General features: G+C 39.1%; 14 protein-coding genes. 8 read left to right on the top strand and 6 right to left on the bottom strand.

Features of this window, described 5'->3' with window-relative positions; translation table 11 throughout:
- Positions 1-3 precede the first annotated feature (3 nt).
- Positions 4-768, bottom strand: a complete 765-nt coding sequence (locus WCP78_RS00830) for an SURF1 family protein (protein ID WP_336278624.1) — start codon at positions 766-768, stop codon at positions 4-6.
- A 278-nt stretch (positions 769-1,046) separates the two neighbouring features.
- Between WCP78_RS00830 and rpmB the strand changes: the two genes are divergently transcribed.
- Positions 1,047-1,340 carry a 50S ribosomal protein L28 gene (gene rpmB, locus WCP78_RS00825; RefSeq protein ID WP_336278623.1) on the top strand — a complete coding sequence of 98 codons (294 nt, stop codon included), beginning with the start codon at positions 1,047-1,049 and terminating at the stop codon, positions 1,338-1,340.
- An 842-nt stretch (positions 1,341-2,182) separates the two neighbouring features.
- Here the strand turns inward: rpmB and cobT are convergent.
- The 3 genes from cobT to WCP78_RS00810 form a co-directional block, all read right to left on the bottom strand.
- Positions 2,183-4,087, bottom strand: a complete 1,905-nt coding sequence (cobT, locus tag WCP78_RS00820) for a cobaltochelatase subunit CobT (RefSeq protein ID WP_336278622.1) — start codon at positions 4,085-4,087, stop codon at positions 2,183-2,185.
- Positions 4,088-4,101: 14 nt separating this feature from the next.
- Positions 4,102-5,088: a cobaltochelatase subunit CobS gene (gene cobS / locus WCP78_RS00815; protein WP_336278621.1), complete on the bottom strand. Its 987-nt coding sequence runs from the start codon at positions 5,086-5,088 to the stop codon at positions 4,102-4,104.
- Positions 5,089-5,288: 200 nt separating this feature from the next.
- Positions 5,289-5,915: a J domain-containing protein gene (locus WCP78_RS00810; protein WP_336278620.1), complete on the bottom strand. Its 627-nt coding sequence runs from the start codon at positions 5,913-5,915 to the stop codon at positions 5,289-5,291.
- Between the two features lie 121 nt (positions 5,916-6,036).
- Here WCP78_RS00810 and WCP78_RS00805 point away from each other — a divergent pair, with 121 nt between their 5' ends.
- On the top strand, positions 6,037-6,315 hold the full coding sequence (locus tag WCP78_RS00805; RefSeq protein ID WP_336278619.1) for a BolA family protein: 279 nt from the start codon (positions 6,037-6,039) through the stop codon (positions 6,313-6,315).
- Positions 6,316-6,339: 24 nt separating this feature from the next.
- Here WCP78_RS00805 and WCP78_RS00800 read toward each other — a convergent pair whose 3' ends face one another.
- Both WCP78_RS00800 and WCP78_RS00795 read right to left on the bottom strand, forming a co-directional pair.
- Positions 6,340-7,308 carry a tyrosine recombinase XerC gene (locus WCP78_RS00800; RefSeq protein ID WP_336278618.1) on the bottom strand — a complete coding sequence of 323 codons (969 nt, stop codon included), beginning with the start codon at positions 7,306-7,308 and terminating at the stop codon, positions 6,340-6,342.
- A 2-nt stretch (positions 7,309-7,310) separates the two neighbouring features.
- Positions 7,311-8,123: a SapC family protein gene (locus WCP78_RS00795; protein WP_336278617.1), complete on the bottom strand. Its 813-nt coding sequence runs from the start codon at positions 8,121-8,123 to the stop codon at positions 7,311-7,313.
- 123 nt (positions 8,124-8,246) lie between these two features.
- Here WCP78_RS00795 and rimM point away from each other — a divergent pair, with 123 nt between their 5' ends.
- The 6 genes from rimM to sdhA all read left to right on the top strand — a co-directional run bounded on the left by rimM (position 8,247) and on the right by sdhA (position 13,291).
- Complete coding sequence (gene rimM / locus WCP78_RS00790) at positions 8,247-8,849, top strand: ribosome maturation factor RimM (protein WP_336278616.1); 603 nt, start codon at positions 8,247-8,249, stop codon at positions 8,847-8,849.
- Positions 8,846-9,544: a tRNA (guanosine(37)-N1)-methyltransferase TrmD gene (gene trmD, locus WCP78_RS00785; RefSeq protein WP_336278615.1), complete on the top strand. Its 699-nt coding sequence runs from the start codon at positions 8,846-8,848 to the stop codon at positions 9,542-9,544. The genes rimM and trmD overlap by 4 nt, the downstream gene beginning before the upstream one ends.
- A 217-nt stretch (positions 9,545-9,761) precedes the next feature.
- Positions 9,762-10,205, top strand: a complete 444-nt coding sequence (rplS, locus tag WCP78_RS00780; protein WP_336278614.1) for a 50S ribosomal protein L19 — start codon at positions 9,762-9,764, stop codon at positions 10,203-10,205.
- 428 nt (positions 10,206-10,633) lie between these two features.
- Positions 10,634-11,035, top strand: a complete 402-nt coding sequence (gene sdhC / locus WCP78_RS00775; RefSeq protein WP_336278613.1) for a succinate dehydrogenase, cytochrome b556 subunit — start codon at positions 10,634-10,636, stop codon at positions 11,033-11,035.
- A 20-nt stretch (positions 11,036-11,055) separates the two neighbouring features.
- Positions 11,056-11,442 (top strand): succinate dehydrogenase, hydrophobic membrane anchor protein, encoded by a 387-nt coding sequence (sdhD, locus tag WCP78_RS00770; protein WP_336278612.1) that lies wholly within the window; start codon positions 11,056-11,058, stop codon positions 11,440-11,442.
- 4 nt (positions 11,443-11,446) lie between these two features.
- Complete coding sequence (sdhA, locus tag WCP78_RS00765; protein ID WP_336278611.1) at positions 11,447-13,291, top strand: succinate dehydrogenase flavoprotein subunit; 1,845 nt, start codon at positions 11,447-11,449, stop codon at positions 13,289-13,291.

The raw sequence follows: 13,291 nt of genomic DNA, 5'->3' as shown, positions 1-13,291 counted from the left end.
AGATTAACTTTTCTGTTGTAATAAGAAAAGAGAAGCACCTAAAATACCAGCAGCTAAGGTAAACCAAGTGATCGCATAGATAAGATGGTTATTTGAAAAATGTACAACAGTTAGACCAGCAATGGGAAGTTTTTCCTGCGTTGCTGTTTTTTTGCCAGCATCAATGAAATAGGGAGCAACAGTGGATAGGTCAAGTTTTTTTGCCATGGCTGGGAGGTCGCGTGTATACCATAAGTCATGGGCGGGATTATTTTTACGTGGAAAAAGACCATTTTTTTCACTCATGCGTAGAAGCCCTATGATTGTAGTTTGCTCCGTGCTGGTGATAGGATGTGGGTTAGGTGTGCTATTCGTAAATGATTGTTCTGGATTCTTAAAATGATTGCGTGCATCCATAGGAATAAAGCCACGATTTATGAAGGTTAGGGCATTGTCTTCTGTCTGTAAGGGGGTTAAAACCCAATAGCCACTGGTATTTTGAGCGACAGCAGTGACGAGAATATTTTTACCGATTAGAAACTTTCCAGTAATGATAACAGGTTGATATTCATCTTTTTCAAAAGTAACATCTGCCCATTGGTTTTGCGGTGGTGCTTTGATAGGAGCTAAATGAATACGCTGATTAGCGCTTGTGATCAAATTGGTTTTCCAATTTAATCTTTGTATTTGCCACACACCTAGTGCACTGAAGATCAGAAAAAAAAATGCACATAATATACTAAACAAAATAGAAGAGAAGCTGATATGTCTATGTTGAAATTCTGTCATGGGGCACAGTTTATTTTCTTCATAATTAATAGTCCCTTTTAGCACGATGCGCGCTGAAAAAAAACATTTTGTATGTACTTTAATAGGAAAAGATGAGAAAATCAGCAGATAGGGAGTCTAAAAGGTTTTAATAAAAGGCTTGACCTTTTGTTGCCAACACCTTATTAGAAACACAAATTTCTTAGTGATACTCAGTTAAAGCGGGCTGTTTTTTGTTTATTCATTCTGTTGTGCTGACATTAGGATTTTAGAGTTTTTTTAGTTTAAAGGTGAAGTTTATGTCTCGTGCGTGCGAATTGACAGGAAAAACGGTTCAATATGGCAATAATGTTAGCCACGCGAATAATAAAACCCGTCGTCGTTTTTTACCAAATCTTTGCCATGTAACGTTGATTTCAGAAGCATTACAGCAAAATTATCGTTTGCGTATTGCGGCAAGTGCTTTGCGTTCTGTTGAACATCGCGGTGGCCTTGATGGCTTTTTGATTAAAGCTGATGATAGGGAGCTATCGCAACGGGCGCGTTTGTTAAAACGTCAAATCGTTAAGAAAAAGGCGGAACAAGTTGCGTAACCGCTTGTGTCAATTACCACAGTTCTAGACTATTTGCTTTTATTTTCTATCATTTGATCGCTAGTTTTTGGTTGATTCTGTTTGCTAGGTTAAAAGTCTGTTCTCAGAATGTGGTTTTTGCCGAGTAGTAAGAGACATATATGTCGTTTTCTAGCTTTGCAGTGTGTTTTGTTTTGACTGTTTCTGATGTTTTTTGTTCTCAGTAATTATCTATTGGTTCGAATGGGTTCTTGAAGCTTATAGTGCTCTTTACGTATCTAGTAGCTTTTCTGATCAATGATATGACGAATCGTTTTTATATAGTTTGGTTGTGTCGCGGCAATATAGGCTTATGCTGATTTTTGTTTAGATGACTTCTCAATACGGTTGTCATTTCTGGCTTTATGACGTCAAGTAAGGTGAAAGGCTCTTTGGAAGCAGAATGGGTCAACTGTTATCGTTGTATTTTTTCCTTTGTTTTTTATTGAGCAGATAACAGGCTATGGTTAAGTGTTCTATTGTGGGAAATATGGAAGTCTTTGAGTTTGAAGTTCCAGTTTGATTCTCTTTTGCTTTTTGTAATTTTTTCAGTAAAAAGACGTTATAAATTTATTTATCTAGTCCTCTATGGAGTAGTTCTTAGTTTTAAAATTCCTTATTTATCAAAATAGTTCAAAAGGTAATTTGCGTTTGAGGTGTCAAATAATAACGTCTACTCTTTTGTGTTATTTAAAATAAAGAATGTTTCTGTTGTTCTTTGTGAAGGAAACACTTTAGGGTGTATTTATATTTGATCGTGTATGCGCTTAAATATTTAAGTACAGCCTATATAACTTAAAGCCGATGATTTCATAGAACTTTTCTTAAAGTTCTTTATGAGGGTAAATTTTTTTATTGCTAAAGAGTTCTGCTAATTGTTTTGTTATTGCGCCGGCTAGTTCTTCTGCATTCATAATAGTGACAGCACGTTTATAATAGCGTGTGACGTCATGACCAATTCCAATGGCAATAAGTTCTATGGGTGAATGTGTTTGGATTTTTTGAATAACTGCGCGCAAATGTTTTTCAAGATAATTGCTGAAATTAACAGACAACGTTGAATCATCAACAGGTGCTCCATCAGAAATGACCATGAGGATGCGACGTTGTTCATGTCGTGATAGAAGACGTTGGTGAGCCCAAATGAGTGCTTCACCATCAATGTTTTCTTTCAGCAATCCTTCCTGCATCATTAAACCTAAATTGCGTCGTGCTCGACGCCAAGGTGTATCAGCACTTTTATAAATGATATGACATAAATCATTAAGACGTCCAGGATTACTGGGTTTGCGTTGATTAATCCATTGTTCGCGCGATTTTCCTCCTTTCCAAGTTTTGGTAGTAAAGCCTAAAATTTCAACTTTGACTCCACAACGTTCAAGAGTTTGCGCCAAAATATCTGCACAACCGGCCGCAACAGCAATAGGCCGTCCTCGCATTGATCCTGAATTATCAACGAGCAAGGAAACAACGGTATCACGAAATTGAATACTGCTCTCCATTTTAAAAGAGAGTGGGTGCATTGGATCAATAATAAGACGTGGAAGTTGTGCTGTATCGAGATATCCTTCCTCAAGATCAAAATTCCAACTACGATTTTGTTGCGCCATAAGACGGCGCTGTAAGCGGTTTGCTAAGCGTCCAACAATGCTTTGAAGATGATTAATTTGCTTATCAAGATTATGACGCAAATGATCTAATTCGTTTTCAGAACAAAAATCTGTTGCTTCTAAAATTTCATCAAATTGACGTGTAAAAATTTTATAATCAGCAAGCTCTTCCATTTGTTCTGAAACAGCGAGAAAACGCTTAGATTTGTTTAATTTTTCTTGTTCAAAGCTTTCTTGATTGTCTTCAGTTTTATTATTGGCGTTTAATTGAGTCGTTTGTGTTTTTCCCTCTTCTTGTACATCGCTTTCTTGTTGAGCAATTGCTTGCTCTTTACTTTGAGCATGTTTTTCGTTTTCGCTTTCTTCTTCTCCTTGGTCTTGAGGTTTATGTTCGTTTTTTAATTTGTTATTGTTGACACTGTCAGAATTTTCTTCTTCTAGTTGATGAGTTAACATCTTGAGTGAAATAAGAATTTGACGAACGATTTGTGCAAAGGCACGTTGATTGTGAATATGGCGTGTAAGTTCATTGAGTTCTGCTGCGGCTTTTTGCTCAATTGTGTGGCGCCATAATTCTAATACAGGTCCAGCTTCTTTAGGGGGAGGGCGCTTTGTTGCTTTTTCGCGCAATAAAAGTGCAAGTGCTTCTTGGATGGGAGCTTCACTTTGTGTACTAATCTTTTGATAATGAGCTCTTTGATATTTGTCAGCAAGCATGATATCAATATTTTTTGCAATTCCCTCCATGGATAAAGTGCCAATCGCTTCAACACGTGTTTGTTCGAGGGCGTTAAAGACGGCACGTGCTTCTAATTCTACCGGAACAAATCGCATGTGAATATGGCTATTATGCCATGCTTTATATAAGGCCATAGAATCGCCTAATCCGCGAGTGACAAATATATCTTTATTTGTGGTATGTTGTGGCAGTTCTGGTAAGCGTGCATAATTTTCATTGAGCGATGGTTTATTATGACTAAAGGTAACTTCAAGGTTTCTTGCGCCGGAAATTGCGCGAATACAATTGGAAATAGCTTTCTGAAAAGCTTTAGCATCAAGGGTGTTGGAGGAGGGGTTTTTTGTCCGATTTTGGCTGTTATTGCCAGCTCCTGCGGTCATGGTTGACGTATTCCTTAAGGCAAGACACTATGAATGAGCGATTCAGGAAGCTCTTGTCCAAAGGCACGTTGATAAAATTCTGCAACAGTGGAGCGTTCGAGCTCATCGCATTTATTGAGAAAGGTTAAACGAAAGGCAAACCCAATATTTTGAAAAATTGTGGTATTTTCCGCCCAAGTAATAACAGTGCGCGGGCTCATGACTGTTGAAAGGTCTCCGTTTATAAAAGATTGGCGTACCATATTAGCAACATGAACCATTTGTGAGATTGTTTTTTTCCCTTCAGCTGTCTGAAAAGATTTTACCTTTGAATAAACAATATCAACTTCTTTGTCATGAGGAAGATAATTTAATATCGTGACAATAGACCAGCGATCCATTTGGGCTTGATTGATTTGTTGTGTTCCATGGTAAAGACCTGTTGTATCACCAAGACCGATTGTATTGGCTGTTGCAAAAAGACGAAATGCCGGGTGAGGGGCAATGACACGGCTTTGATCGAGTAAGCTTAGCCGCCCAGAAGCTTCAAGAACGCGTTGAATGACGAACATAACATCGGGTCGACCTGCATCATATTCATCAAAAACAAGCGCAATATTGTTTTGATAAGCCCACGGTAAAATGCCTTCTTTAAACTCAGTAATTTGTAGGCCATCTTTTAAGACAATGGCATCTTTTCCCACTAAATCAATACGGCTGACATGGCTATCTAGATTAATCCGAATACAAGGCCAGTTAAGACGTGCTGCAACTTGTTCTATATGCGTCGATTTTCCTGTACCGTGATAGCCAGAAATCATAACACGACGGTTAAATGCAAAGCCTGCTAAAATCGCTAAAGTTGTTTGCTGATCAAAGCGATAATTGGGATCTAAATCAGGAACGTGAGAGCTCTTTGTACTAAAAGCAGGTACTTTCATATCAGTATCGATATTAAATAGATCACAAGCACAGAGCGTAATATCGGGCACGTTTTTAACTGTAGGATTTGTTTTTGTCATTATTTTTCTAAAGGGAAAGAGATGCTATTTATTTAACTTTTTTATTCATTGGAAAACGATACAAGAGTTAGAGCACTTATGCAATGCTCTATAATGGGAGTCTTTTGTATGAAAGGGATATTTTGCCATATATTTTCTTGAGTAGGCAATAATCGTCTGAGTTAGAGCATTGTTTCGTGCGGGTGGGCACTTGTCTTAAATTAACAGAGACCAGATTTTTTGAGTAAATTATAGGCGTTTAGAACATCGCGAAAGCGCTCTTCTGAAGATCGATTGCCACCATTGGTATCTGGATGGTGCCTTTTGACCAATTCTTTGTATTTTGTTTTGATATCTTCAGCTGAAGCGTTCGCTTTTAAGCCCAATGTATCAAAAGCTTTGGCTTCTAAAGGTTTCAATTTTCTTGAAAAACGACTGGAGGAGTGGCGTTGGGTAAATAGAGAAAATGGGTCGCGCATACGGTTTTGGTAGGCAGCTGTTCCAGAGCGAATTTTTGCATAGTTGGCTGCTGTTTTTTTCGATACGCTATTGCTATTGCTAAGATCGGTAGGCCATGTGGGGCGATGCCCAGTAAGAGCATCTTTTTGAAATTTCGCTATATCTTTATCGCTAATATTAGAAAAATAATCAAAGTTTTTATTATAAGCACGCACATGATCAAGACAAAAGTATAGATATTGTCCCTCATAATTTCGACCTGCTGGTGCTTTATGAAGGCCTGATTTTTCACAACCTTCCCATTGACACGGTTGTGTTTGTGCTTCAGTAGGTTTCTTTTTACTAGAGCTGACTCGAATTGAGTCAAATAATTTAGATGTCGTTACCATATGTTTGGTGTATGCAAAATTGATTGATTTTACAAGAATTGACTTTTGAAAAATTTATTTTCACACTGATTTGCTGATAAAAAGACTCAATTTCTGTTGTCCATTTAATAAAGGAACAAAAATGTCTGCTGTAATTAAAACAACAATTACGACGAAGCTCCAAGATGCTTTTTGTCCGCAGAAACTTGAAGTGATTAATGAAAGTCACCTTCATGCTGGACATCCTCATGAGGAACATGCTTTTGATGGTAAAGGGGAAACGCATTTTCGAGTGAAAATTGTATCTTCTTCTTTTTCAGGTATGACTCGAGTCGAGATACATCGGGCGATTTATAAAGTTTTACAGAAAGAGTTAGCAACATGCGTTCATGCTTTAGCAATTGAGGTTGAAGTTATTTAACGTATTTTGGGGTTCAAAAATTTTTCAGGCACGAGGATGGGCTTTTTGATAAACTTCCAACAGACGATCTGTATCAACGTGAGTATAGACCTGTGTGGTGGATAAACAAGCATGGCCGAGGAGTTCTTGAATAGTACGTAAATCACCTCCGCGTGCTAAAAGATGTGTTGCGAAAGAATGACGTAGTGTATGGGGTGTAGTGGTTGCTGGTAGCCCAAGGTTTGCACGTAAGTTGCGAACGACTCGTTGAATAATTTCTGGCTTTAAAGTGCCTCCTCGAATACCGCGAAACATTGGTTGGTTATCCGTTAAAGGGTACGGGCAGCATTTGAGATAATTCTGAACTGCTTCGTAAACAACTTTGATGAGAGGTACAAGGCGTGTTTTTCCACCTTTTCCAGTTACGAATAAACTTACCTTGTCAGGATCAGAAAATTGTTTTGGTGTAAGTGCTAGAGCTTCTGATATTCTCATACCACAGCCATAAAGAAGCATTAAAACAGCAGTATTGCGTGCAATGACCCATGTTTCATTTTCCTGTTGATTATCTTGTTTTACAATATGAAGTGCTAATTTGACAGGCAGAGGCTTTGGTAAAGATTTTGGCTGTTTTGGAGTTCGAACAAGTTTAGCAGCAGGAATCTTTACAATACCCTCACGCGATAAGTAGTTGAAAAAAGAGCGTAAACCAGCCATTCCTCGATTTAAAGAGCGCGAGCTTATATTGTGCGTGCGGCGATAAGCCAGATAAGCGCGAAAGTCAATTACGCGTAAATTGGCAAGATCATCAAATGCTGGTTCGTGCCCAAGGTGTTGACAGAGAAAAGACAAAAATTGTCGTGTATCACGTTCATAAGCTTGTACTGTTTGTTCAGACAGACGACGTGTTTGTAAAAGGTTATCTAACCAGCTTTTCCTTATGGATAAAACGGCGTGATCTGCTGGAACAAAAGAGATATTTTTGTCTTTTCTACTATCATTTTTGGTAGACATTTTTAGTTAAGAGTCTCTTTCTTTTTAGATTTTTCGTTATCTAAGTTATCATCCTTTTTCTGAGATTTCGTTTCTTGGTTTTTATCACTTTTTAGAGAGAGTATTTTTAAAAGATTATTCATTGACATAAGATGTGCAAAAATCTGCCCTAAAAAGCCGTTTTTATGAAGCTTAGCAAGCTGATGAGCAGATAGTTTATTTAGTTTTTCTTCATCAACAATCCAAAAATCTTCTAATTGTGCTGAAAGACCTTTTTCATTTTTAACATTAATTGATTTTTGGCTCAAGAGATCCATCTCCACAAGCGTATCAATAAACTCAGAGGTTTTTTCCATTGCAACTTTAAAGCTTTCAAGAAATTGAATGCGCTCTTCCATAAAGGGTGAAATAGATCCATCTGAATTAAAAAGTTCTGTTCCTGTAACCTCATTAAACATGCCTGATTGTTGATCAAAACAAACAGAAAGTTCTTTTTCATTTGGAATTTGTGCCAGGACGAAAGGATAACGACGGACAAAAGCCGGAACATAAGTATTTTGTTTCCAATTTTCGTTGGAAACGATATAGTCATTTTCGTCGTTAGAAAGACCTACAAGAGCAGCAGATGTATAGTGCTGTTTCTCTTGTTCATCTTTTGCGGACATAAATAGAATTGGATAGTCTAAAGCAGCTCGAAAATATTCACTGCTGGCTAAAGGAACCCAATGGGTATCTTTGGCAAAAGACATGTTATTTGGAGGAGCAAACTTTAGATTTTTATGAGTCATTTTGTTGATTGGGGTTACATCTTTGTAGAAGAGCATAATATTTGCCATAAGATTTCTCCTTTTATTAACTTTTGTCACCAAAAAAGGTCTTTGAGGAAGATTTTGATATGGCAACAAGATTTAATAGGTAGTTTAGAGATTTAAAGATCCATTTGAAAAGAAAACTTTTGTATGGAAGATAATCGAAAAAAGCTTAAAAATAAAGTCCATCTTGCTACTGTTGGCTTAGCACACGGCATAAAAGGGCACGTTTTGGTTAAAATATTAGGTACTGAGCCACAGCGTTTACGTACTTATGGTGTTCTTTATGATGATCTAGGGCGTTCTTATGAGATTGTAACTCTTAGAATGAAAAAAAATAACGCGGTTATACGGTTTAAAGGGGTTGAAGAGCGCGCAGCTGCTGAAGCTTTAACGGGGATTCGTCTTCATATTATGCGTGATCAGTTGATTGATGATTTAGATGAAGATGAATTTTATCAAATAGATTTAATAGGACTTCAGGTTCAAGATTGTGTAGGGCAAGTTTTAGGTGAAGTAAGCGGTTTTTTTAATTTCGGAGCTGGTGATTTGCTTGAAGTGCGTTTAAATACACGCAAAACAGTGTTCATTCCATTTAGTAAGGCAGCGGTACCAAAAATTTGCATTGCTTCTGGTTTTCTTGTTGTCGATTCTTTAGCAGCTGGTTTAAGCAATGGGGAAGAAAATAATGGAAGGAAGGAATCAAGTTCAAAAATCAAGGCGTCAAAAAAATATGAGAGAATGCAAAAATGACGTTTCAAGCTCGTGTGTTAACACTTTATCCTGAAATGTTCCCTGGGTTATTAGGATATTCTTTAGCAGGGCAAGCTTTAGAAAAGGGGATATGGTCGCTAGAGACAGTGCAGATTCGGGATTTTTCTTTAGATAAGCATCGAAGTGTTGATGACACACCAGCTGGTGGTGGTGCAGGTATGGTGATGCGGGCTGATATTTTAGCTGCTGCACTTGATAGTTGTCCACACGATTCGCCAAGATTATTGATGAGTCCACGTGGGCGGCCTTTGAATCAAGCTTATGCACGTTCTTTAGCACAGGGTTCAGGCGTTACATTGGTTTGTGGACGTTTTGAAGGAGTGGATGAGCGAGTCATAGAAGCGCGGGAATTGGAAGAAGTATCTATTGGTGATTATATTCTTTCAGGTGGAGAAACAGCAGCCTTAGTTCTCTTAGATGTTATTGTGCGCCTTTTACCTGGGGTGATGGGGAATAAGCTTTCTGCCGAGTATGAAAGTTTTGAGAATGGGTTACTTGAGTATCCTCAATATACGCGTCCTTCTATTTTTGAAGGGCGTGGTATTCCACCGGTGTTGATGTCGGGTCATCACAAAGTTATCGCCGAGTGGCGTCAACAGCAAGCCGAATTGTTAACATATCAACGTCGTCCTGATCTTTATGCTCTTTATGATAAAAATCGTCGGAAAACTTGATTCATTTTGCAAGATGGTGTATTGCACGGCACACTTTCTGGAGAATTTTTTCGTAAAGGGTAAGGGTAGATCCAAGTTAGAATTAGGGGATGGTGTATTCGCTCCTGTGTAAGGCATAGCCTAGAGAGTTTCTTTTCTACGTGTAGAAAATGCTTTTGTGGCAAGAGTTGAGCGCTCTGACTGTTCGAAAAGAACATGAAGTATAAAGGATAGACAAATGAATATTATTGCCCAGCTTGAAGCTGAACAATGTGCAAAAATTGAAGCAAAACGCCAGTTGCCAACATTTCAGCCAGGAGATACAGTACGCGTCTTGGTTCGTGTAACTGAAGGGACAAGGACACGTGTTCAAGCTTATGAGGGAGTTTGTATTGCACGTTCCGGAGGTGGTCTAAATGAGACCTTTACAGTGCGCAAAATTTCTTATGGTGAAGGCGTTGAACGTGTGTTTCCAGTTTATTCTCCCTTGATTGAAGGAGTTGAGTTGGTGCGTCGAGGTAAAGTTCGTCGTGCGAAGCTCTATTATCTGCGTGCTTTGAGAGGTAAAGCTGCACGTATCGCTGAAAAAAGAGATTATAGGAAAAAAAGTGCAAAGCTTGTCGAAAAGGTAGAAAAAGCACCTGCTGAAGCAGATGGTGGTGCGACGCAAACTGCTGAATAAGTATTTAAACTGCTTGCTACTGGAGTTTATGAAAAAGCGGCTTTTGTCGCTTTTTTGTATGGTAAATTGATGTTGTTTGCCATTAATGGAGGGGCTCCAGTATTAGAATCATAGAAAGTTACATGCCATTGATTTGTGTTAGTAGAACTGAAAACAATGGAAAAAATGCTTGTTTATATTTGATAAACGATGTTAGACCTTTGACGTGAAGAGAAAATTATACTAAACAAGGTGAGTTTTATGACTTTTGTTTGTAAAACAATCGGTTTTTTTCTGCGCGACCTTTAATCCGTTATTTGAGACAACCGACCTGTAGTTATTGGTCATTTAGATGCCAAACAAGTAGAAACGATAATGCATTTGGTCGTTTTGTACGAATCTCCTCGTTCATGACGCAGTTGCAGTAAAAGTTCAGGTCAGGATATTTTATGACAAAGACAACTAGGACAAAAGAGCGCCCTCGCGCCCCCCATTTAACTGTTTATCGTTGGTCTATAACTATGGCGATGTCAATTGCTCATCGTATAACAGGTATAGCACTTTATTTTGGAATAGTATTCCTCGCTATTTGGTTAATTTCGGTTGCTAGCGGGAGTGAGACTTTTAGGATGGTTAATGGAATTTATGGTTCTATGCCTGGGCTTTGTATTCTATTTCTTTACACACTTGCTGGAGTTCATCACATAGTTGGCAGCATTCGCCACATTATTTGGGATATGAAGCCTTGTCTGTTGATGAAGGAAAAGGCAACATTAACGGCTTGGACGACAGTGTTTATTTCTCTTATTGTCACTCTTATGATTTGGATTATTGGATATAGCGTTGTATAAATTTGAGGGGTGGAGAAAGCATGAAGGAAGATTTTCGAACAGAACTTGGAAAGGCGCGTGGACTTGGGAGCGCGCATGAAGGAACAGAGCATTTTTGGCGAGAGCGTTTGTTAAGCTTTATTAATTTGCCGTTTTTGGTATTTTTTATTGTTTTGATTCTTTCACTCGTTGGAAAAGACTATAGCGTTGTGCATGCAAGGCTTTCACATCCTGCTGTTTCTGTCGTGATGATCTTGATGATTTTGTCATTCCTCTATTATATGAAGCTTGGAATGCAGGTTGTTATTGAAGATTATATTCCGCATGAAGCTGTGCGGATATTATTTTTTGCATTAAATATTCTATTCTGCTTTATTTTGGGTGGTGTAATTATTTTTGCTCTTTTAAGAATTGCATTAGGGGGTTAATAATATGGCGGATACACGATCATCTCTGAGTGCGAGAGCAGGTAACACCTCTTATCAGTGTGTAGATCATAAATTTGACGTTGTTGTTGTTGGTGCAGGGGGCGCGGGTTTGCGTGCGACGCTCGGTATGGCTGAACAAGGATTAAAAACTGCGTGTATTACAAAAGTTTTTCCAACGAGGTCACACACAGTTGCAGCACAGGGTGGTATTGCAGCGTCACTTTCTAATATGGGACCCGACAATTGGCAATGGCACTTGTACGATACAGTGAAAGGGTCTGATTGGCTGGGCGATACTGATGCGATGGAATATTTGGTGCGGAATGCACCGGCTGCTGTCTACGAATTAGAGCATTATGGGGTTCCTTTCTCGCGTACACAAGATGGAAAAATTTATCAAAGACCCTTTGGAGGGCATACGACAGAGTTTGGAGAAGGACCTCCAGTTCAACGGACTTGTGCTGCAGCAGATCGTACTGGGCATGCAATTTTACATACGCTTTATGGGCAGAGTTTAAAGCATAAAGCACAGTTTTTTATTGAATATTTTGCGCTTGATTTGATCATGTCTGATGGTGTTTGTACCGGTGTTGTGGCATGGAACCTCGATGATGGAACAATACACCGTTTTTCTGCCAAGATGGTTGTTCTTGCAACAGGTGGATATGGACGTGCTTATTTTTCCGCGACATCAGCTCATACTTGTACAGGTGATGGTGGTGGAATGATTGCGCGTGCTGGGTTGCCGCTTCAGGATATGGAATTTGTTCAGTTTCATCCCACGGGTATTTATGGTTCTGGATGTTTAATAACAGAAGGAGCTCGGGGTGAAGGGGGATATTTGATCAATTCTGAGGGGGAACGCTTTATGGAGCGTTATGCTCCTTCCTTTAAAGATTTGGCTTCACGCGATTTGGTTTCGCGTTGTATAACACTTGAAATTCGTGAAGGGCGCGGCGTTGGTCCAAGAAAAGATCATATGTATTTGGTGCTTAACCATATTGATCCCGCTATATTGCATGAGCGTTTGCCAGGGATTTCAGAATCAGCACGGATTTTTGCGGGTGTTGATGTGACTAAAGAACCTATTCCTATCATTCCGACTGTTCATTATAACATGGGTGGTATCCCTACAAATTACTATGGGGAAGTTTTAAATCCAACAGCTAATTCACCTGATTGTATTCAACCAGGTTTGATGGCTGTGGGTGAGGCTGGGTGTGCCTCTGTTCACGGAGCCAATCGTCTAGGTTCAAATTCGTTGATCGATCTTGTTGTGTTTGGGCGTGCAGCCGCAATTCGTGCAGGCGAAGTGATTGATCGTGATACAGAAATTCCACCTATTAATGAGGTAGCTGTTGACGAGATTATAGCACGTTTTGATCGTTTACGTTTTGCTCATGGGGGAACGCCAACAGCTGTATTACGCGAAAAAATGCAACGCACAATGCAAGAAGATGCCGCTGTGTTTCGAACGGCAGGTTCTTTGCAACAAGGATGTCAGCGGATAAGTCAACTATGGGGTGAATTATCTGATCTCAAGGTAACAGATCGTTCGTTGATATGGAATTCTGATTTGGTTGAAACATTAGAACTCGAAAATCTGATGGTTAATGCAATTATGACTGTTTATTCTGCAGAAGCACGTTTGGAAAGTCGAGGAGCTCATGCGCGTGAAGATTATCCAGAGCGTGACGACAAAAATTGGCGTTGTCATACGGTTTCGCGTTTGTCAACAGATGGTAAGGTGACATTGTCATATCGACCTGTTCATGTTGATCCATTAACATCTGAAGAAGATGGCGGTATTGACTTAAAGCGTATTGCACCTAAGAAACGTGTTTACTGA

The organism is Bartonella occidentalis, from assembly GCF_037070875.1.
Classification (GTDB): Bacteria; Pseudomonadota; Alphaproteobacteria; order Rhizobiales; family Rhizobiaceae; genus Bartonella.
This window is presented reverse-complemented; position numbering and strand designations above follow the sequence as displayed.